This window comes from Microbacterium radiodurans, assembly GCF_008710705.1.
GTDB classification, from domain to species: Bacteria; Actinomycetota; Actinomycetes; order Actinomycetales; family Microbacteriaceae; genus Microbacterium; species Microbacterium radiodurans.
Window position 1 is genome coordinate 601,310 of record NZ_VYRZ01000003.1, and the last position, 18,729, is coordinate 620,038.

18 protein-coding genes and 1 tRNA gene are annotated in these 18,729 nt (G+C 69.8%); 11 read left to right on the forward strand and 8 right to left on the reverse strand.

Annotated features, from left to right (window positions below):
• Nucleotides 1–114 precede the first annotated feature (114 nt).
• From F6B42_RS13100 to F6B42_RS13110, 3 genes are all read left to right on the forward strand, one after another.
• Nucleotides 115–831: a hypothetical protein gene (locus tag F6B42_RS13100; RefSeq protein ID WP_150420292.1), complete on the forward strand. Its 717-nt coding sequence runs from the start codon at nucleotides 115–117 to the stop codon at nucleotides 829–831.
• 112 nt (nucleotides 832–943) lie between these two features.
• Entirely contained in the window at nucleotides 944–2,521 is a 1,578-nt protein-coding gene (locus F6B42_RS13105; protein WP_150420121.1) for a DNA polymerase Y family protein, read from the forward strand.
• Nucleotides 2,521–5,952, forward strand: a complete 3,432-nt coding sequence (locus F6B42_RS13110; RefSeq protein WP_150420122.1) for an error-prone DNA polymerase — start codon at nucleotides 2,521–2,523, stop codon at nucleotides 5,950–5,952. The genes F6B42_RS13105 and F6B42_RS13110 overlap by 1 nt, the downstream gene beginning before the upstream one ends.
• Before the next feature lie 67 nt (nucleotides 5,953–6,019).
• Here the strand turns inward: F6B42_RS13110 and F6B42_RS13115 are convergent, their stop codons facing one another.
• Nucleotides 6,020–7,339 carry an alpha-amylase family glycosyl hydrolase gene (locus F6B42_RS13115; protein WP_150420123.1) on the reverse strand — a complete coding sequence of 440 codons (1,320 nt, stop codon included), beginning with the start codon at nucleotides 7,337–7,339 and terminating at the stop codon, nucleotides 6,020–6,022.
• Nucleotides 7,340–7,529: 190 nt separating this feature from the next.
• On the opposite strand from F6B42_RS13115, the gene F6B42_RS13120 reads away from it, so the two are divergent.
• Genes F6B42_RS13120 through F6B42_RS13130 form a run of 3 tightly spaced genes read left to right on the forward strand, consistent with a single transcriptional unit; the run spans nucleotide 7,530 to nucleotide 9,909 of the window.
• Nucleotides 7,530–8,306 carry an ABC transporter ATP-binding protein gene (locus tag F6B42_RS13120; RefSeq protein ID WP_150420293.1) on the forward strand — a complete coding sequence of 259 codons (777 nt, stop codon included), beginning with the start codon at nucleotides 7,530–7,532 and terminating at the stop codon, nucleotides 8,304–8,306.
• Nucleotides 8,307–8,310: 4 nt separating this feature from the next.
• The gene (locus F6B42_RS13125) at nucleotides 8,311–9,078 is read left to right on the forward strand and encodes an ABC transporter permease (RefSeq protein ID WP_150420124.1); all 768 of its coding nucleotides are present in this window, start codon (nucleotides 8,311–8,313) and stop codon (nucleotides 9,076–9,078) included.
• Between the two features lie 51 nt (nucleotides 9,079–9,129).
• On the forward strand, nucleotides 9,130–9,909 hold the full coding sequence (locus F6B42_RS13130) for a MerR family transcriptional regulator (RefSeq protein ID WP_150420125.1): 780 nt from the start codon (nucleotides 9,130–9,132) through the stop codon (nucleotides 9,907–9,909).
• Here the strand turns inward: F6B42_RS13130 and F6B42_RS13135 are convergent, their stop codons facing one another.
• Complete coding sequence (locus tag F6B42_RS13135; protein WP_191089360.1) at nucleotides 9,910–10,671, reverse strand: SDR family oxidoreductase; 762 nt, start codon at nucleotides 10,669–10,671, stop codon at nucleotides 9,910–9,912. It abuts the gene before it with no gap.
• A gap of 127 nt (nucleotides 10,672–10,798) precedes the next feature.
• Here F6B42_RS13135 and F6B42_RS13140 point away from each other — a divergent pair, with 127 nt between their 5' ends.
• The gene (locus F6B42_RS13140; protein WP_150420127.1) at nucleotides 10,799–11,134 is read left to right on the forward strand and encodes a DUF4333 domain-containing protein; all 336 of its coding nucleotides are present in this window, start codon (nucleotides 10,799–10,801) and stop codon (nucleotides 11,132–11,134) included.
• Nucleotides 11,135–11,172: 38 nt separating this feature from the next.
• Here F6B42_RS13140 and F6B42_RS13145 read toward each other — a convergent pair whose 3' ends face one another.
• On the reverse strand, nucleotides 11,173–11,670 hold the full coding sequence (locus F6B42_RS13145) for a hypothetical protein (protein WP_150420128.1): 498 nt from the start codon (nucleotides 11,668–11,670) through the stop codon (nucleotides 11,173–11,175).
• 155 nt (nucleotides 11,671–11,825) lie between these two features.
• Here F6B42_RS13145 and F6B42_RS13150 point away from each other — a divergent pair, with 155 nt between their 5' ends.
• Complete coding sequence (locus tag F6B42_RS13150; RefSeq protein WP_150420129.1) at nucleotides 11,826–12,260, forward strand: DUF2087 domain-containing protein; 435 nt, start codon at nucleotides 11,826–11,828, stop codon at nucleotides 12,258–12,260.
• Nucleotides 12,261–12,405: 145 nt separating this feature from the next.
• Here the strand turns inward: F6B42_RS13150 and F6B42_RS13155 are convergent, their stop codons facing one another.
• The 5 genes from F6B42_RS13155 to F6B42_RS13175 all read right to left on the reverse strand — a co-directional run bounded on the left by F6B42_RS13155 (nucleotide 12,406) and on the right by F6B42_RS13175 (nucleotide 15,120).
• Complete coding sequence (locus F6B42_RS13155; RefSeq protein ID WP_191089361.1) at nucleotides 12,406–12,759, reverse strand: SdpI family protein; 354 nt, start codon at nucleotides 12,757–12,759, stop codon at nucleotides 12,406–12,408.
• A 125-nt stretch (nucleotides 12,760–12,884) separates the two neighbouring features.
• Nucleotides 12,885–13,364: a hypothetical protein gene (locus tag F6B42_RS13160; protein WP_150420131.1), complete on the reverse strand. Its 480-nt coding sequence runs from the start codon at nucleotides 13,362–13,364 to the stop codon at nucleotides 12,885–12,887.
• 82 nt (nucleotides 13,365–13,446) lie between these two features.
• A complete protein-coding gene (locus F6B42_RS13165) occupies nucleotides 13,447–13,992 on the reverse strand; it encodes a hypothetical protein (protein WP_191089362.1) in 546 nt (181 codons plus the stop codon).
• Nucleotides 13,989–14,426, reverse strand: coding sequence for a hypothetical protein (locus tag F6B42_RS13170; RefSeq protein WP_150420133.1), 438 nt, complete (start codon nucleotides 14,424–14,426; stop codon nucleotides 13,989–13,991). Before F6B42_RS13170 ends, F6B42_RS13165 begins: the two co-directional genes overlap by 4 nt.
• A 412-nt stretch (nucleotides 14,427–14,838) precedes the next feature.
• A complete protein-coding gene (locus tag F6B42_RS13175; RefSeq protein WP_150420134.1) occupies nucleotides 14,839–15,120 on the reverse strand; it encodes a HesB/IscA family protein in 282 nt (93 codons plus the stop codon).
• A 127-nt stretch (nucleotides 15,121–15,247) separates the two neighbouring features.
• Between F6B42_RS13175 and F6B42_RS13180 the strand changes: the two genes are divergently transcribed.
• The 3 genes from F6B42_RS13180 to F6B42_RS13190 all read left to right on the forward strand — a co-directional run bounded on the left by F6B42_RS13180 (nucleotide 15,248) and on the right by F6B42_RS13190 (nucleotide 18,682).
• Nucleotides 15,248–15,319: transfer RNA gene (locus F6B42_RS13180), tRNA-Arg, on the forward strand.
• A 103-nt stretch (nucleotides 15,320–15,422) separates the two neighbouring features.
• Nucleotides 15,423–17,372, forward strand: coding sequence for a type I restriction-modification system subunit M (locus F6B42_RS13185; protein WP_150420135.1), 1,950 nt, complete (start codon nucleotides 15,423–15,425; stop codon nucleotides 17,370–17,372).
• Nucleotides 17,373–17,410: 38 nt separating this feature from the next.
• A complete protein-coding gene (locus F6B42_RS13190; protein WP_150420136.1) occupies nucleotides 17,411–18,682 on the forward strand; it encodes a restriction endonuclease subunit S in 1,272 nt (423 codons plus the stop codon).
• Nucleotides 18,683–18,729 lie beyond the last annotated feature (47 nt).

Consider the following 18,729-nt stretch of genomic DNA (forward strand, 5'->3'; position numbering starts at 1 on the left):
GCACGTTCGGCTCGGGGGGAGATGCCGGAGGCGATGTCGGAGGTCGTGCGTATCTTCGAACTCACGGTTGAGGGCTTAGAACACATGTTCTAGCCTGGATGAGTGAGGTCGATCATGCGCAATCCCGCTGCCGCTGCAGACGTGCAGCGTCTGCGCGCGCAGATGGAGCGCATGCAGGGGCGCCGGCTCGACGCTCCCTCGCTTCCCACGCATCCCGCCCTCGCCGGTCTGCTGCCCGGGCGGGGGCTGCGTCCCGGCTCGGCGTATTCGCTCGGGTCGTCGCTGTCGCTGCTGTTCGCGCTGCTCGCGCAGCCGTCGCAGGCGGGGTCGTGGTGCGGTGTCGTGGGGATGCCGGGATTCGGCGCCGAGGCGGCGGAACGCGCCGGAGTCGATCTCTCCCGCGTCGTGCTGATCCCCGAGCCGGGGCCGCGCTGGCTGGCGGTCACCGCCACGATCGCCGACGTGCTGCCGGTCGTCGCGGTGCGGCCGCCCGAGCGGGCGAAGGATGCCGACATCTCCAAGCTCGCGGGACGGCTCCGCGATCGCGGGGCGGTGCTGCTCGTGCAGGGGCCGTGGCCGCAGACCGAGGCGATGCTCGACGTCGCCGACGCCCGGTGGTCGGGACTCGGCGACGGCGACGGCTACCTCAGTGAACGGGAGCTGACGGTGACGGTCTCGAGCCGGCGCTCTCCGGTGCCGCGCTCGGCGCGGGTGCTGCTGCCCGCAACCGACGGGGCGCTCGCCGAGATGCCGCAGCACGACCTCGGCGCGCGCACGGCGCCAGCCGGAACACCGCTGTCGGAGCCGATCCCGATGCGACGGGCGGTCTGAGGTGGCGACCGCGACACGGACGGTCGAGAAGGCCGACGCGGGGACGATCACGGAAGCCCCGGCCGCATCGCGAGCCGGAGCGGTGACCGCCCCGGCTGCTTCGGAGCCACCCGTGCCGGCTGCGCCGCCGGCTTCAGCTGCGCCGCCGCCGCCGGCGAGCGACGCTCCGGCTCCCGTCCGCAGCCTCGTGATCTGGGTGCCCGACTGGCCGGTCGTGGCGCTGCGGCGCGAGAGCGGCGGCGAGCCGGGCGAACCGGTCGCGGTCTTCGCGAAGGGCGTCGTCGTCGCGTGCTCGGCGGCGGCTCGGGCCGACGGTGTCCGGCGGGGGCAGCGCCGTCGCGACGCGCAGGCGCGGTGTCCGGGGCTGCGCGTGGCCGAGGCCGACGAGGCGCGCGATCACCGGCAGTTCGCTCCGCTGGTCGCCCGGCTCGAAGAGATGGCACCCGGGGTGCAGGTGCTGCAGCCGGGGCTGTGCGCGCTGCGCGCCCGCGGCCCGGCGCGGTTCTACGGCGGCGAGACCGAGGCGGCGGGCGCGCTGCTGGCGGCCGTCACCGAGGGTGACATCGACGCGCGCGCCGGCCTCGCCGATGGTCCGTTCACCGCGCAGCAGGCGGCGCGGGCGCGCACCCGGGCCGGCCGGCCGATCCACGTCGTCGAGGCCGGGCGGTCGGCCGAGTTCCTCGCGCCGCTGTCGATCGCGGTGCTCGACGACGACACGGTCGACCTGTTCGCCCGGCTCGGCGTGCAGACCCTCGGCGACCTCGCGGCGATCCACCCCGACCGTCTCGTCGAGCGGTTCGGGTTCCGCGGCGCGCGGCTGCACGCCCTCGCGGCCGGAGCCGACTCCCGCCCCGTCACCCCGCGCACGCCGCCGCCCGAGCTCCATCGCGAGGTGGCCTTCGAGCCGCCGCTCGAGATCGCCGACCAGGTGGCGTTCGGCATGCGCGTCGCCGCCGAGGACTTCATCGCCGGGCTCGGCGCGGTCGACCTCGTCTGCACCGAGCTGCGGGTGATCCTCACGGGAGACCGGGGCGAGACCAGCAACCGGGTGTGGCTGCATCCGGGCACCTTCGACGCCGCCGCCGTCGTCGACCGCGTGCGCTGGCAGCTGGCCGAGAGCGGCAAGCTCGTCAGCGGTGTCGCGAAGGTGACGATCGAGCCCGAGGCGGTGGATGCGGCATCCCACCACGCCGTCTCGCTCTTCGGCTCCGGACCCGAGCAGCGCGTGCACCACGCCCTGTCGCGGGTGCAGGCGATGCTCGGGCACCGCGGCGTCGTGACCCCCGTGGTGGGCGGCGGGCGCTGGCTGAGCGAGCGGCAGGTGCTCGTGCCGTGGGGCGACCGGTCGCCGAACAGCGACAGCGACCGGCCGTGGCCGGGAAGCCTGCCCGACCCGCTGCCCTCGACCGTCTACGCCGCGGCGCTCCCGCTCGCCGTCGTCGATCGCGACGGCGACATGGTGGCCGTCGACGGCCGCGGCGAGCCGACGGCCGTGCCGGCGGCGATGGTCTCCGCGAACGGATCGCGCGGCATCCGCTCGTGGGCCGGGCCCTGGCCGGTGTTCGAACGGCTGTGGGATCCCGAACGCGCCCGGCGCGCCCACCGCTTCCAGGTCGTCGACGCGACCCAGACGGCCTGGCTGCTCGTCTGCGACGGCGGCGAGTGGTTCATCGAGGGGCGGTACGACTGATGGGCTTCAACAACCCGTCGGTGTCGTGGTCCGAGATGGAGCGGCTGCTCAGCGGCAACCGCGCCCCGAGCGCGCCGCCGGGAGCCGACGGGGGAGACAGCCCCGCCTGGTCGCGCAAGCGCGGGGCCTACACCGCCCCGCCGATCGAGCGTCCCGACAATGCGGTTCCGTATGCCGAGCTGCACGCGCACACGTCGTACTCCTTCCTCGACGGCGCGTCGTCGCCCGAGGATCTCGTCGAAGAGGCCGAGCGGCTCGGGCTGCACGCGCTGGCCGTCACCGACCACGACGGCTTCTACGGCATCGTCCGCTTCGCCGAGGCCGCCGAGCACTTGTCGGTCAAGACGGTGTTCGGGGCCGAGCTCTCGCTCGACCTGCCGCAGCGCGTCGGCGCGGCACGCAACGAGGCGGATCCACCCGGTGCCCACCTGCTCGTGCTCGCGCGGGGCGAGGAGGGGTACCACCGGCTGGCCGGCGCGCTGACGCAGGCCCAGCTCGCCGGCGCCGAGAAGGGCAAGCCGCGCTACCGGCTCGATGACCTCGCCGACGCCGCCGACGGGCACTGGAGCATTCTCACCGGATGCCGCAAGGGCGCGGTGCGGCAAGCTCTCCTGCGCGCGGGGGCCGGTGCGGCCGCCGCCGAGCTCGACGCGCTCGTCGCGCGCTTCGGCCCCGATGCCGTCGAGGTCGAGCTGATCGACCACGGCGAGCCGCTCGACACCCGGCACAACGACATCCTCGCCGGCCTCGCCCGCGAGCGGGGGCTCGGCGTCATTGCGACGAACAACGTCCACTACGCCGTCCCCGAGAAGGCGCACCTCGCCGCGGCGATCGCGGCCGTGCGGGCCAGTCGCGGTCTCGACGAGCTCGACGGCTGGCTGCCCGCCCACGCCGGCGCGCACCTGCGGTCGGGAGCCGAGATGATGCGACGGTTCCGCCGGTACCCCGGCGCCGTCTCGCGCACGGTCGATCTGGCCGACGAGCTGGCGTTCCCGCTGCGACGGGCGAAGCCGGCCCTGCCGAAGCTGCCGGTGCCCGAGGGGCACACGCCGATGTCGTACCTCCGGCAGATCGTGTGGGAGGCGGTTCCGCGGAAGTATCCGAACCTTCCGCCGCAGGATCGCGACCGCATCGAGCGCGAGCTCGCCGTGATCGAGCAGAAGGACTTCCCGGGGTACTTCCTCATCGTCTACGGGATCGTGCAGGAGGCGCGGCGGCGCGGCATCCTGTGTCAGGGGCGCGGATCGGCCGCGAACAGCGCCGTCTGCTATCTGCTCGACATCACGGCGATCGACTCGATCTACTACCAGCTGCCGTTCGAACGGTTTCTCTCGGCCCTGCGCGAGGAAGAGCCCGACATCGACGTCGACTTCGACTCGGACCGGCGCGAGGAGATCATCCAGTGGGTCTACGCCGAGTACGGCCGCGACCGGGCGGCGCAGGTGGCCAACGTCATCCAGTACCGGCCGAAGAACGCGGTGCGCGACATGGCCAAGGCGCTCGGGCACTCGCCCGGGCAGCAGGACGCCTGGTCGAAGCAGGTCGAGCGCTGGGGGGCGACGCTCGACACCGGTCCCGACCACGACATCCCCGAGCGGGTGCTCGCATACGCCGCCGAACTGCTCAAGGCTCCCCGGCACCTCGGCATCCACTCCGGCGGCATGGTGCTGACCGATCGGCCCGTGGGCGAGGTCGTGCCGATCGAGCACGCCCGGATGCAGGATCGCACCGTCATCCAGTGGGATAAAGACGACGCCGCGTGGATGGGGCTCGTGAAGTTCGATCTGCTCGGGCTCGGCATGCTCGCCGCCCTGCAGTACTGCTTCGACCTCATCGAGGGCGCGACCGGTGAGAGGTTCGAGCTGTCGACGCTGCCGAAGGAGGAGGCGGCCGTCTACGACATGCTGTGCCGGGCGGATTCGGTCGGGGTGTTCCAGGTCGAGTCGCGCGCGCAGATGGGACTGCTGCCGCGTCTGCAGCCGCGCCGGTTCTACGACCTGGTGATCGAGATCGCGCTGATCCGGCCGGGACCGATCCAGGGCGGCGCGGTGCATCCCTATGTGCGGCGCAAGCTCGGCTACGAGAAGACGACGTATCCGCATCCGAAGCTGAAGGGCGTGCTCGAGCGCACCCTCGGCGTGCCGGTGTTCCAGGAGCAGCTCATGCAGATGGGCATGGTGATCGGCGGGCTCTCGGGCGAGGATGCCGATCTGCTGCGGCGCGCGATGGGGTCCAAACGCGGGATCGAGCGCATCGACTCCCTCAAGCAGAAGCTCTACGCCGGCATGGCCGAGAACGGACTCGTCGGGGATGCCGCCGACGACATCTACGCGAAGATCCAGGCCTTCGCGAACTTCGGCTTCGCCGAGAGCCATTCGCTGTCGTTCGGTCTGCTCGTGTACGCGAGCTCGTGGATCAAGCTGCACTATCCGGCGGCCTTCCTGGCGGGACTGCTGCGCGCTCAGCCCATGGGCTTCTACTCGCCGGCGACCCTCTCGGCCGATGCGCGGCGGCACGGCGTGCAGGTGCGTCGGCCCGATCTGCTGCTCTCCGGCGCGCAGGCCGTGCTCGAGCCCGTCTCCACCCCGGACGTCGAGCGAGCCGCAGGCGAGTCAGAACGCGTCGCCCCCACCGGACTCGACTCCTGCCTGGGGGAGCAGCCCCCCGTGCCGGTGTTCGACATCAAGGCGCCCGATGAGTCTGCCGCGCACCGGCGGGACGGCAACGTCGCGGTGCGGCTGGGGCTCGCCGCCATCACCGGCATCGGCACGGCATTCGCCGAGCGCATCGTGGCCGAGCGCGAGGCGTCGGGTCCGTACCGCGACATGCGCGACCTCGTCCGCCGCACCGGCGCCGACACGACGCAGCTCGAGGCGCTGGCCACCGCGGGCGCGCTCGAGTGCTTCGGCCACTCCCGCCGCGAAGCGATCTGGCTGGCGGGATCGGCGGCGCAGGACCGCATCGAGTACCTGCCCGATTCGCTGATCGCCGTCCAGCCGCCGCTGTTCACCGATCAGTCGAGCTACGACGTGCTCGCCTCCGACCTGTGGGCGACGGGCATCTCGCCCGATGACCACCCGATGACGCACTACCGCTCGCAGCTCGATGCGCGGGGCGTGCTCACGGCGGGCGATCTCCGCGAGCACGAGACCGGCCGCCGGGTGGAGGTCGCCGGGCTCGTGACGCACCGGCAGCGTCCCGCGACGGCATCCGGGATCACGTTCCTCAACCTCGAGGACGAGCACGGGCTCATGAACATCATCTGCTCGACCGGCATGTGGCAGCGGTACCGGCGGGTCGTGCGCGACAGCCCGGCGCTGATCGTGCGCGGGATGCTGGAGCGTTCCAACGAGGGGGTGGTGAACATCCTCGCCGACGCGTTCGAGGATCTGCGGGTGAGCGTGCAGCACCGGTCCCGCGACTTCCGGTGAGGTGACGCGGGACCGCCCCGCGACCGCGCCCACCGCGCAGGCCGCGACCCGCGCCGCCCGCGCCGGCTTACGAGGAGAGCACGGCGAAGCCCCGCGGCGGCAGCTCTGCGTGCGAACCGTCGAGCCGCGCGTCGCCCGCGAGTACCTCCCGAGCGTCGGCCACGGGAACCGTCACGGCGTCGTCGGCGAGGTTGAGCGCCGTCACGATCGCGCCCGAGCCGGTCGCGGTCCGCAGCACGATCGCCGTGTTGGCGGTGTGGATGACGTCGGTGTGCGCCCGGTGGAGCCACGGATGCTGCCGCCGGATCGCGATGAGCTGCTGGTGGAGGCGCAGCATCCGCTCGGCGTCGTCGCCCAGCGTCTCGGGCGCCGGCGGATGCTCGGCGAACTCGGGCCGCACGGCGTCGTCGCCGCCGAGGCGTTCCTCCTTCTGGCCGAGGTAGGCGTATTCGTCTCCCGCGTAGACCGAGGGGATGCCGGCGACGGTGAACAGCACGGCGATCGCGTGCGGCGTGAAGTCCACGCCGACCGCCGACGCGATGCGGGTGACGTCGTGGTTGCCGACGAAGGTCTGCGGCGCGAACTCCGACAGCAGATCGACGTGGCGCTCGATCGCGTGCGCGAGCTCGAACAGGTTGCGGTCCGCGATGCCGTGCCAGATGCCCTGCCACAGCTCGTACTGTGTGAGGGAGTCGATGGTCGAATCGCGCACGATGCTCGGCGCGTCGCCGTGGATCACCTCGCCGAGGAACCAGGCGTCGGGGAACCGCTCGCGCACGCGCGGGAGCACGCGTGCCCAGAACGCCGGCGGCACGGCGTACGCGGCATCCAGTCGCCAGCCGTCGATGCCGCGATCGAGCCAGTGCGTCATGACGTCGACGACGAGGTCCGCGACCGCGGGGGAGTCGTGGTTGAGGGCGACGAGCGCGTCGTGGCCTTCGAAGACGTCCGCGCGGATCGAAGCGCCGGACGTCCAGCCGTTCCAGTCGACCCGGAACAGCTCGGCGGTGTCGGCGTCGGGTCCCGCCTCGGTCAGGGCCTGGAACGACGGGTGCGCGCGACCGACGTGGTTGAACACGCCGTCGAGCAGCACCCGGATACCGCGCTCGCGAGCCGCAGCGATGAGCCGGTCGAGGTCACCCTCGTCACCGAGGCGCGGGTCGATGCGGAAGTAGTCGACGGTGTCGTAGCCGTGCGTCTCGGACGCGAACACGGGGCCGAGGAGGAGTCCGTTCAGTCCGAGCTCGACGACGTGGTCGAGCCACGCCTCGATGCGCGGGAGGCGATGCACGGTGTCGGCAACGGGCTCCTCCGGACGGATCGGCGCCCCGGTGAACCCCAGCGGGTACACGTGCCACCACAGAACGGTCTCGGTCCAGCTCGTCATTCCCGCAGTCAACACGACCGCCCCCTCCTGCCGCCCGGGCTTGCGCTCGGCCGTGCGGGCCGCAATGCCGAAGGAGTGCGGATTCGGGCTTGACCTTGATGCTGCATCAACCCCGCATCCTGATCTCGAGTCGCCCGATGGGCGGGCGGCGGCGAGAAAGGAGCGGACCGTGACGGATGCAAAGCAACAGATGACCGCGTCGAGCGGGCCGGTGATCCGGGTACGGGATCTTGAGAAGTCGTTCGGGAAGGTGAGCGTGCTGCGCGGGGTCGACCTCGACGTCGAGCGCGGCAGCATCGTCGCGCTGCTCGGATCGAACGGGGCGGGCAAGACGACGCTCGTGCGGATCCTCTCGACGCTCGCGCGGGCAGACGCGGGCTCGGCCGGCGTCGCCGGGTTCGACGTTGCGACCCAGCCCGCGCGGGTGCGCGAGTCGATCAGCCTGACCGGGCAGTTCGCCGCCGTCGACGAGATTCTCACCGGGCGCGAGAACCTCGTGCTCGTCGCGAAGCTGCGCCACCTCGCGCAGCCGAGACGGGTCGCCGACCGTCTGCTCGACCGGTTCGGCCTGACCGATGCCGCCGGCCGCAAGGCGGGGACGTACTCGGGCGGGATGCGGCGCCGCCTCGACATCGCGATGAGCCTCATCGGCGACCCGCCCGTCGTGTTCCTCGACGAGCCGACGACGGGTCTCGACCCGGAGCGGCGCATCGAGGTGTGGCGCGCGGTCGAGGAACTCGCCGCCGGCGGCGCGACCGTGCTGCTCACCACCCAGTACCTCGACGAGGCGGAGGCGCTCGCCGACCGCATCGCGATCCTGCACGAGGGGCGCGTCATCGTCGACGGCACTCTCGAGGAGCTGAAGCGGATGCTGCCGCCGGTGCGGGTCGAGTACGTCGAGAAGCAGCCCTCGCTCGAAGAGATCTTCCTCGCCGTCATCGGCGACACCGCGACAGGACGGGACTAGGACCATGGCCGCACACTTCTTCGCCGACACCGCCACCCTCACGGGGCGCTCGCTCCGGCACGTCCTCCGCAGCCCCGACACGATCATCACGACGGCGGTCATGCCGATCGCGATCATGCTGCTGTTCGTCTACGTCCTGGGCGGGGCGATCCGGACGGATGCCGGCGGCGGCAGCTACATCGACTACATGCTGCCCGGCATCCTGCTCATCACGGTCGCGATGGGCGTCTCCTACGCCGGGTACCGCCTCTTCAGCGACCTGAGGGGCGGGATCTTCGACCGGTTCCACTCGATGCCGATCGCACGGTCGGCGACGCTCTGGGCGCACGTGCTCACCTCTCTCGTCGCGAATCTCGTCTCGGTCGCCGTCGTGGTGGCCGTCGCGCTGCTGATGGGGTTCCGCACCGGGGCGGGGGTCGCGGCGTGGCTGGCGGTGATCGGCATCCTGGTGCTCTTCGTGCTGGCGCTCACGTGGCTCGCCGTCATCGCGGGGCTGTCGGCATCGTCGGTGGAGGGCGCGACCGTGTTCTCGTATCCGCTGATCTTCCTGCCGTTCGTGAGCTCGGCGTTCGTGCCCACGGATTCGATGCCGGGGCCGGTGCGGTGGTTCGCCGAGAACCAGCCGGTCACCTCGATCGTGAACTCCCTCCGCGCGCTGTTCGCGGGACGGCCGGTGGGCGGCGAGGTCGTGGTGGCCGTGGCGTGGTGCGTCGGCATTCTGGTGGTGGGTTTCGTCGCGGCGCTCGCTGTCTATCGGCGCAGGATCACGTGATGATCGTGGTGCGGATGTGATGACGGCGAGGCGGACACGGGAGGCGGACGGATGCTGACGATCGGCCAGCTGGCGGCGTACGCGGGCGTGACGGTCGCCGCCGTCCGGCACTATCACCGGGTCGGTCTGCTGCCCGAGCCCGAGCGCGACCGGTCGGGGTACCGGAGTTACGACGCGGACGCGGTCGTCCGGCTCATCCGCATCCACGTGCTCGCGGCGGCCGGTGTGCCGCTGGCGCGGGTGGCCGACCTGCTCGACGCCGACGCGGCGGAGTTCGGCCGCGGCATCCGCGAGATCGATGCGCGGCTGCGCGCGGAGGTGCGACGGCTGCAGGACGCCCGCGCGCGCCTCGCGCAGCTGGCGGCGGGGGAGCAGCTCGCGCTGCCGGCGAGTGTCGTCGGCTACCTCGATCGGCTGCGGGCGATGGGGGTGGCCGAGGGGTACATCGAGGAGGAGCGGGACGCGTGGATCCTCGTCGCGGCGCAGCTGCCCGACACGATCGACGAGGTCATCGCCGGCAAGCATCGCGATCTCGACGACCCGGACCTCGTGAGGCTCTACGGGCTGCTGAGCGACGCCCTGTCGTGGACGGCCGATGACCCGCGCGTGGTCGAGGTCGCCGACATCCTCGATCGCATCAACACCCGGGCGCTCGCGTCCGGGGCGGCCGATGAGCTGGGGCTGGAGCAGGGGCTCATCGACCTGCTCGATTCGCGGATGCTCGCGTCGTCCCCGGCTGCGGGGCGCCTGATCGAGCTGCTCGAGGAGCGCGGCTGGCGCGGGTGGACGCGGCTGCGGCGCGTCGCGGCGGCCCCGGACCAGGACGACTGATCAGCGTGCGTCGTCGCTGTCGAGCCAGTCGGCGAAGGTGAGCGTCGCGCGGTCGGCGTCGGGGGTGCCGCGCAGGTGCCCCGATTCCATGGCGTGACCGAACAATCCGGGCAGGCGCACTTCGAACGTGGGGCGGCGGATGCCGCGGGCCCGGATCACGCGGCGGATCATGTCGAGCAGCCGCTCGTCCCGCGGTCCCGAGAGGTCGCGCGCGCGGCCGAGCGGTTCGCCCTCGGCGAGGGTGACGAGGCGGTCGGCCACGTCGCGGGCGGCGATGGGACGCACCCGCGCTGCCGGGACGAGGGTGATCGGGCCGAGGGATCCGCGCGCCATCGTCTGCTCGGCGAACTCGTGGAACTGGGTCGCCCGCAACAGCGTATGCGGCAGGGCGCCGCGCTGCACGGCGCGCTCCTGCGCGAGCTTGCCGCCGTAGTACGAGGCGTCGACGCCGTCGATCCCGACGATGGAGAGGGCGACGAGGTGGCGGACGCCCGCCGCGACACCGGCGGTCTGCAGGGCCTCGGAGACGGACTCGAAGAAGCGGATGGAGCGGTGGCGCGAGAGGGTCTGGATGCCGCTGACGTCGATGATCGTGTCGACGCCGGTGAGGGCATCGGCGAGGGCACTGCCGGTACCTGCGGCGTGTTCGAGGTCGTGTCCGGTGCTGCGCGAGAGGGGGACGACCTCGTGGCCGCGCTCGCGGGCGATGCGGTGCACGTGGGTTCCGACGATGCCGGTTGCGCCGGCGATGGCGATCTTCACGGGATCAGTCTCGGTGGTGTCAACCGTCCGCGGCAATCCCGGGGATCTGAAAGCGTGGCTGTGCGCGGTGCTCGCCGCGCGCGATACGTCACCCCGCGCGCCGAGCGCGCTTTCCTCGAGGAGCCTCATGTCGATCCCGCACCGCATCCGTCTGCTCGCCGTTCCGCTCGTCGCCGCCACGGCGCTGCTGTCGGCGTGCTCGGTCAGCGCGAGCGCGAACCTGACCGTGCCGTCGTCGGAGATCGCCGACCTCGCGGCCTCGGCCTTGGAGGAACAGGTCGGCATGCGTCCCGAGATGGACTGCGGGTCGGACTCGGTGGATCTCGTCGACGGGACGCAGGTGGACTGCGTGCTCACCGATCCGACGACCGGCTCACAGTTCGACGCGCCCGTCACGATCAGCGACGTCGACGGCACGGACTACCACGTCGAGGTCGAGGTCGCCGAGACCCCGCGCGGCTGACCGGCGCGGCGGTGCCGCTGACGGCGCCTTCGCGGGGACTACTCCGGCGCCGTCCACGCGCCGTAGCGCTCCGCCATGTCGACGAAGCTCACGCCGCCCTGACCGGCGTCGGTGTGACCCATCGGGGCGAGTTCGGCTGCGGCGGTCCGCAGGTCGACGGGTTCGGCATCGCCCTCCGTGCCGACGCCCGCGACGAGGGCGATGGCATTGGGCTCCCAGGGCAGCGTGCGCCAGATGGCTTCGACCGCGGCGTCCAGCTCCTCCGCGTCGAGGGGGTCGGGACGGTCGACGAGGAGCGTCAGCTGCAGGCGCTCGCCGAGGCCGTTCTGCGAGCGTGCCGGATCGGTCACGTCGGTGATGCGCGGGACGGCGGCGATCACGGCGGCGGCCAGATCGCCGAACTCGGTAGCTGCGGCAGATTCGGCGGGCTCGGTGATCGTCGGGGGCTGCGGGTCCGTTGCCGCGCATCCACTCAGGCCGGCGCCGAGGACAGCGGCGAGCAGCGTCATCGTGGCGATCGGGCGGGTCGGCGGCATCCGTCGCATACGGGTCACTCGTTCCATCGGTCTCGGAAGTGGTCGTTGTCTCCATCCTGGCCGACGGTCACCTCGGATCGGTTGCTCCGGGGCCGAGCGGGCGCGAGGATGCCAGGGTGTCCGTCTCGCTTCGTCCCGTCCGCTCGCTGGTGGCCATGCTGCGCGCCGATCGGCTCCGAGCCGCTTTTGCGGAAGTGCTCAGCGGTTCGGCAGCGGCCGGTGACCCGCGTTTCGACGGTTTCGTGTCGAGCGGTGTGGCCGACCGCGTCGACGGGCGGGTGGTGCTGAGCGAGGCGTTCGTGCGTGACGCGGTGGCGGCGCTCGATGCGCGGCTGGGCGCGCTCGCGGTGCTCGGGGGTGAGCGGATCGCGGTGTCAGATCTGCCGATCGACGGTGTGGATGCGGCCGTCGCCGCCGTGGCGCGTCGGGTGATCGAACCGGGGGAGCGCGTCGCTGAATCGGCGCTGAACGAGCGGTTGCGGATGTTCGTGGCCGACCCGGCGTTCTTCCGTCGCCGCGCCGTCGACATGGGCGTGCTCGACCGTGCGCCGGACGGCTCGCTCTATTGGCGGGTGGACCTCGGCGGTTGAGGCCGGGGGCGGCGGTTGCCGCCTTCGAGATGCGGCTGGTGGTGCAGAACTCAGGAGAATCGGTCGTGAGGGGTCGCGGCACCCGCGTGAAACCGGGGTGAAGCGGCGTCGTGAACGGCCATTCTCCTGAGTTCGGTTCGCCGCGCTACGGCGCGGTATTCGCGGCTCGAGCCCCGACGCGCGCGCCGTAGAGCACGAGGACGAGCATCAGGATGCTGCCGCCGATGACGATGGCACCGAGGACGGCGGGAGAGACCGGAAGCATTGCCGCGAGGCCGACCACGATCGACGCGTAGCCGGCGAGAAGCGTGGGTCGCTTCGCGCGGCGGTGAGCCAGGAGCCAGGCCTCATCGCTGGCCATCGTGCTCGGGATGCGGATGCCGGCCAGGCCGTTGCGTCCGAGGCGCCCGCTGGCCGTGGCGTTCGCCATCCAGATGAGAAGGATGCCGGACCCCACCATCACGACGAGCAGAACGATGCGTACGACCAGGTCTTCCATCTGTTCCACCCTACGGGCGGGGAGCGGAGACCGATCAGCCCGAGGCGGGCGGTTCCCCGTCATCGGCGTGTTGGCGGAACCACCAGAACTCCCGACCCAGGGTTCGCCCCGTGGGCGGTCTCGTGTCAGCGCGCCTCAACGAGATCGGGCGAGGAATGCGCGAGCCGGGCGGCCCGGATCGTGGCGAGCAGGCTGCCGATCACCAGTGCCGAAGCGGACCCCACGGACGCGTACAACAGACCTAAGCCTCCGTTCTGCCTCTCGATCGACAGGCAGACGAGACCCGACAGCAAGACCAGAGGGGCGACGATGCCGAGTGCCGACCGGTGCGCGCGTGATCGGCGGACGAGGCTTACAACGCCGACGATCACAGCGAACAGCGTCCCTCCGTAGACCGCGGCAGCGCAGATCCAGCCGCCTGCCGCCTGCACCGCTGTGGGCGCACCGCACGTCGCGAGCGGCGGCAGAAGCGTGACGGCAAGCCCGGCGACGCAGTCGGGTTGTCGTGCGATGCTCACAGCGCTTGAACAGATGATGCACAGCAGCACGACCGCAACGGCGAGCGCTACCCAACCGAGGCGAGTCGCGCGCGAGCTTCGGGTCATGTGACCGTCCCGTCGAGGTTGGTGCTGTTATCGTGTCGCAACAATCGATGATGTTGCAACCATGGGGCGTACATGGTCCGGTTCAGCCGTCCGTCAAGGGTTCCCCGAATCCCGGCGGACAGGCGACGTGAACGAACTCGACCGTCGATCCGGGCGACACGGTGAACTCGCGGCAGGCGGTGCCCCACGGTGTCGGATTGGGGAGCAGGACGCTCGGGACCTGGCTCTCGCGGTACACGACGCCGACCGTTACGGTCGAGCTGGTCTGGCCGAGGATCTCCCACGTGATGCCCGGCGGCACGGAAGTGCCTGCGGGTAGCGCGAGCTCATATCGGATCGCGGCAATCGGATACGCCTCAGCGGTGGCCGCGACGGCGCTCGTGCGTTGGAGTAGGTCGTTGTCAGCAAAGTCGCCGGCGATCTTCTCGTTGGCTGTTGTCACCTCGCTCGACCATCCGTTTGCGGCTGTCGAGACGACGCTCAGCACGACGAAGGTCGCCGCCGTGACCAGCAGCATCACGGTGCGGTGGCGAGAGCGAGGTGCGGAGTCGACAGTCGTTGTGTCCAACGGCGGAGCGGGCACGCGCGACCCCGCGGGCACACCAGTCTTGCTCTCGAGCTCGGTCATCCCGCGGGCGGCTCCCACGGGAACGGATTGTGCATGAGGTTGTCGTACGAGTCGAAGTCGCCGTCGCGCATCGCGCCGTGCATGTTGTCGTACCACTTGGACGGTATGTCCCCGGCGTAGTTGTTGGGGAACGCGGCCGACAGATACCCGTCGCGGATGACGTCGAAGTAGGCGGTCGCGGCCTCGTTGTCGCCGTGCGAGAGGGCCGTTCGCGCGGCATCCACGTTGGCGAATTCCCAGTACCAGAAGATGCGGTTGGCCGTAACGATCTCCGACCAGTACGGGCCGTCCTCGGGCCGGTCGTAGTAGCCAGGGTCGACAGGGAAGGTGTAGCCGTCGGGGAGGGTGAATGGGAAGGCGGCCGCGGCCTCGGTGTAGTACTCGAGGATGCCGTCGAGCTTGCGATGCTGGGGGTTGTGCGGGTTCGCCTGCATGAAGGTCGCGGCATACTCCTCGGGCGAGATCGGGTTCGAGGGCAGTCCGTCCCAGGTGGGCAGGCTCGGCTCCCAGGCATCGGCGGGTTTCGCCGTCTCCGTGCGGGTTTCGGATGCCGGTGACTCGTCAGCGGCTACGAAGGCACATCCGGAGAGGAGCGATGCGGCGAGAGTTAGCGCGACGACTGCAGTGACGCGGATAGCGGTCGCTGAACGAGCTCCGCGACGGCCGATCTGCGCCGTGGGCGCGGGTAAGGCGTCAATGGCGAGCTGGGGGCGCATGGTCGGACGCTACCGGGCCTACTCGGTGCTCTCAACTCTGGAGGGTGTTCCATGCTCTCGATGCCTACGCGGTGGCGCAACGCACGAAGGCCCCCGGCATCACGCCGGGGACCTTCGAAAAGTGCGCGCGTCAGCCGCGGACGCCGAGGGCGAAGCTCACGCCGCCCTCGCTGTCGACCTGTGCGTCGAGGACGCGGTCGTCGAGCGCGACGGCTGCTGCCTGGTCGACGAAGATGCGGGCTCCGTCAGCCTCGACGACGGAGTCCGCCTCGTGAGGAGCCTCGGCGAGGGAGAGGGCGAAGCCGGTCTCGGGGGAGCCGGAGTCGCTGATGCGGATGCCTCCGGTGTCAGCCGGGATCTGAGCGGTGAGGTTCTTGACCGCGGTGGCGGCGTTCTCGGTGAGCGTGAGCATGAAGCTCTCCTTCCGTGGATTGCTGCGGAGTCGGCCACGATTCCGAGAAACGCGAGCGAACGCAAACGCGAGCGCCGACTCCCAGGGGATTCGGAAGGTCCCGGACGTTTAGACTCGGTGGTGCCTAGCCTCTGTAGCTCAGTGGAAGAGCCACTCCGTCCTAAGGAGCGGGTCGGGGGTTCGAATCCCTCCAGGGGCACTAGTTCCTGCCGTCCCAGCGGCACACGTTGGCAGCGTCGAGCAGCGAGCGGTTGAGGATGTCAGAGGCGTCTGTTCGTTGCCTACAGTAGGAGTGCCCAGCAGTGGTGAATCACGTCGCCTTCATCTGGAACATCGCCGAATCCCTTCGCGGGCCGTTCAAGCCGTCCGAGTATGGCTCGGTCGTTCTCCCGTTCACGGTGCTCCGCCGCCTCGACGCGGTCCTCGCCGACACGAAGGCCGATGTGCTGAAGGTCGCGGCCACGGTCGCGACCTCACCAGAGATGCTGCAGCAGATGAAGCTGACGGATGCCGCGGGCCACCAGTTCTACAACACGTCGCCGTTCGACTTCGCCAAGCTCGTCGCCGACCCGCAGGACCTCCGCGCGAACCTGTCCGCCTACCTAGCCGGATTCTCCCCGAACGTGCGGGACATCTTCGAGCGGTTCGAGTTCGACAAGACGCTGAACAAGCTAGCTGAGAAGAACAAGCTATTCGCCGTGACGGAGAAGTTCGCGCAGGCCGACTTCCACCCCCGCACCGTCAGCAACATCCAGATGGGTCTCGTTTTTGAGGAGCTCATCCGGTGGGCGAACGAGCGCTCCAACGAGACCGCCGGTGACCACTACACCCCTCGTGAGGTGATCGCGCTGATGGTGCAACTGCTATTCGCCCTCGACGACGACGCCCTGTCGAAGTCGGGTGTGGTGAGGTCCATCTATGACCCGACTGCCGGCACGGGCGGGATGCTTTCAGTCGCGGACGAGTACCTGCGCAAGATGAACCCGGGCATCCAGCTCAGCCTGTACGGGCAGGACTACAACGACCAGTCGTACGCGATCTGCAAGGCCGACATGGTCATCAAGGGGCAGGACGTCGACAACATCGCCCTCGGCGACACCCTCACCGAAGACCACTTCGACGACAAGAAGTTCGACTACGGGCTGTCCAACCCGCCCTTCGGCGTCGATTGGAAAGACCAGCGCACCTATGTCGACGACGAGCACGCCAAGCTCGGCTTCAACGGACGGTTCGGACCCGGAACCCCCGCGGTGAGCGACGGCGCGATGCTGTTCCTGCTGCACCTGGTGTCGAAGATGCGCAAGCCCGAAGACGGCGGCTCCCGCATGGCGATCGTCCTGAACGGGTCGCCGCTGTTCTCCGGCGGTGCCGGTGGCGGCGAGTCGAACATCCGCAAGTGGCTGCTCGACAACGACCTCGTCGAAGCGATCATCGGCCTGCCGAAGGACATGTTCTACAACACCGGCATCTCCACCTACATCTGGGTGCTCACCAACCGCAAGGAAGCGGACCGCAAGAGCCGAGTGCAGCTCATCGACGGCCGCGAGATGTTCACAAAGCTCCGCAAGGGCCTCGGCTCCAAGCGCAACAAACTGTCCCCGAAGAACGTCGAGACCATCGTCGGCCTGTACGCCGGCTTCGAAGACGGCGAGCACTCGAAGACCTTCCGCAACGAGGACTTCCTCTACCGCACCATCACCGTCGAACGCCCCCTCAAACTCAACTGGCAGGCGACCTCCGAACGCATCGACGCGGTGTTCGAAGCGAAGGCGGTCCAGAAGCTGAGCGAGGTGGATGCCGCAGCCCTCCGCGCCGCGCTCGACCGGCTCGGCACCGACGCGGTGTGGAAGAACCGCGCCGAGTTCCAGAAGGTGCTGAAGGATGCCGCGAAAGCCGAAGGCCTCACCCTCCCCGCGCCGCTGCTCAAGACGGTGACGGCCGAGCTCGGTGAGCAGGACGACACCGCCGACATCTGCACCGACGCCAAGGGGAATCCGGAGCCGGACGCGTCGCTCCGTGACACCGAGAACGTGCCCTGGGACGAGGAGGTCGACGCCTACGTCGCCCGCGAAGTCCTCCCTTACGCACCCGACGCGTGGGTCGAATACAGCAAGACTAAGGAGGGCGCGGAGATCCCCTTCACCCGCCACTTCTACCAGTACATCCCGCCCCGCCCGCTCGAAGAGATCGACCGAGACCTTGAGGCGGTCATGGAGGATCTGCGTGCCATGCTCTCGGTGGTCGAAGCATGACTCGAGCGCTCCGTGATTCCGGCGTGGGTTGGCTCGGCATGACTCCTGACGACTGGCCGGTTCTCCCAGCGCGAGCCCTGTTCGGGGAGCGGAAGCAGAAGAGTAATGCGGCCGACGTGCACCTGACGCCGTCACAGAAGTACGGCGTCCTCCCACAGGCCGAGTACATGGCAATCACCGGCAACAAGGTCGTACTGAACCTGTCCGGCGCAGACAACATGCGGCATGTCGAGGAGGGCGACTATGTCAGCCACCTCCGAAGCTTTCAAGGTGGGCTCGAGTTCGCCGGCATGTCGGGCAAGGTGAGCGCTGCGTACACCGTCCTAAAGCCGAAATTGCCGGTCGAGCCGCGATTCTTCAAGTACCTCTTCAAGAGCGACCTCTACATCCAGGCGCTTCAAACCACGACCGACCAGCTCCGAGACGGCCAGTCGATCCGGTACGGGCAGTTCACGCTGATTCCGCTGCCGTACCCGGAGCTCGGCGAGCAGCGGGCGATTGCGGACTATCTGGAACGCGAGACGGCGCAGATCGACGCCTTCATCGCGAAGAACGAGGAACTCATCGCGCTCCTCACCGAACGTCGCGCAGCTGTCATAGCCCGCGCGGTCACACGCGGTGTTGATGCCTCAGCCTCACTGAAGTCGAGTGATGTGGAGTGGCTAGGAGATGTCCCGATCCACTGGTCGGTTCAGCGATTGGCCTCGACTGTGGCTCGCGCACGCAACGGCGTCTGGGGCGCGGACCCAGAAGGAGGCGGGGAGGATCTCCGCTGCGTGCGAGTCGCCGACTTCGATCGACCAAAGCAGCGCATCCACGATGATGCGCATACCCTCCGGAAGCTGACTGCATCCGAGCGAGCCGGTCGGGTTCTGCGCAACGGCGACCTTCTGCTTGAGAAGTCTGGGGGCGGCGAGAAGTCGCCGGTCGGCTTCGTGGTGCTGTACGACAGGGACGAGCCTGCCGTGTGCTCAAACTTCGTCGCTCGGGTGCAGTTGCGCGAAGAGATGGATCCGAGGTTCTGGACCTACGTTCACGGGTCGATGTACAGGTTGAGAATCACCGAGAAGTCGCTCAAGCAGTCGACTGGAATTCAGAACCTAGACCAGGCGGCCTACTTCAACGAGTACGTCGCTGTGCCGCCGTACGCCGAGCAGTGCGCCATCGCCGAGTACGTTGAGCGTCGAGCGGCGGAGATCGATGCAGCGATGGAGACGGCGCGGCGCGGTGTTGATCTCGCTCGCGAGCGCCGTTCCGCGCTGATCTCAGCTGCGGTGACGGGTAAAATCGACGTGGGGGTGGCTGAATGACGTGCGTGACTGGGGCTCATTTGGAGTCGGTGCTGGAGAACGAGATC

Coding starts and splice junctions, on each gene's coding strand:
- F6B42_RS13160 (WP_150420131.1), bottom strand. CDS start 13,364: ATGACCCGAAGCTCGCGCGCGACTCGCCTCGGTTGGGTAGCGCTCGCC.
- F6B42_RS13170 (WP_150420133.1), bottom strand. CDS start 14,426: ATGCAGGCGAACCCGCACAACCCCCAGCATCGCAAGCTCGACGGCATC.
- F6B42_RS13140 (WP_150420127.1), top strand. CDS start 10,799: ATGTCGATCCCGCACCGCATCCGTCTGCTCGCCGTTCCGCTCGTCGCC.
- F6B42_RS13165 (WP_191089362.1), bottom strand. CDS start 13,992: ATGACCGAGCTCGAGAGCAAGACTGGTGTGCCCGCGGGGTCGCGCGTG.
- F6B42_RS13120 (WP_150420293.1), top strand. CDS start 7,530: ATGACCGCGTCGAGCGGGCCGGTGATCCGGGTACGGGATCTTGAGAAG.
- F6B42_RS13115 (WP_150420123.1), bottom strand. CDS start 7,339: ATGACGAGCTGGACCGAGACCGTTCTGTGGTGGCACGTGTACCCGCTG.
- F6B42_RS13150 (WP_150420129.1), top strand. CDS start 11,826: ATGCTGCGCGCCGATCGGCTCCGAGCCGCTTTTGCGGAAGTGCTCAGC.
- F6B42_RS13110 (WP_150420122.1), top strand. CDS start 2,521: ATGGGCTTCAACAACCCGTCGGTGTCGTGGTCCGAGATGGAGCGGCTG.
- F6B42_RS13125 (WP_150420124.1), top strand. CDS start 8,311: ATGGCCGCACACTTCTTCGCCGACACCGCCACCCTCACGGGGCGCTCG.
- F6B42_RS13130 (WP_150420125.1), top strand. CDS start 9,130: ATGCTGACGATCGGCCAGCTGGCGGCGTACGCGGGCGTGACGGTCGCC.
- F6B42_RS13155 (WP_191089361.1), bottom strand. CDS start 12,759: ATGGAAGACCTGGTCGTACGCATCGTTCTGCTCGTCGTGATGGTGGGG.
- F6B42_RS13190 (WP_150420136.1), top strand. CDS start 17,411: ATGACTCCTGACGACTGGCCGGTTCTCCCAGCGCGAGCCCTGTTCGGG.
- F6B42_RS13100 (WP_150420292.1), top strand. CDS start 115: ATGCGCAATCCCGCTGCCGCTGCAGACGTGCAGCGTCTGCGCGCGCAG.
- F6B42_RS13175 (WP_150420134.1), bottom strand. CDS start 15,120: ATGCTCACGCTCACCGAGAACGCCGCCACCGCGGTCAAGAACCTCACC.
- F6B42_RS13145 (WP_150420128.1), bottom strand. CDS start 11,670: ATGCCGCCGACCCGCCCGATCGCCACGATGACGCTGCTCGCCGCTGTC.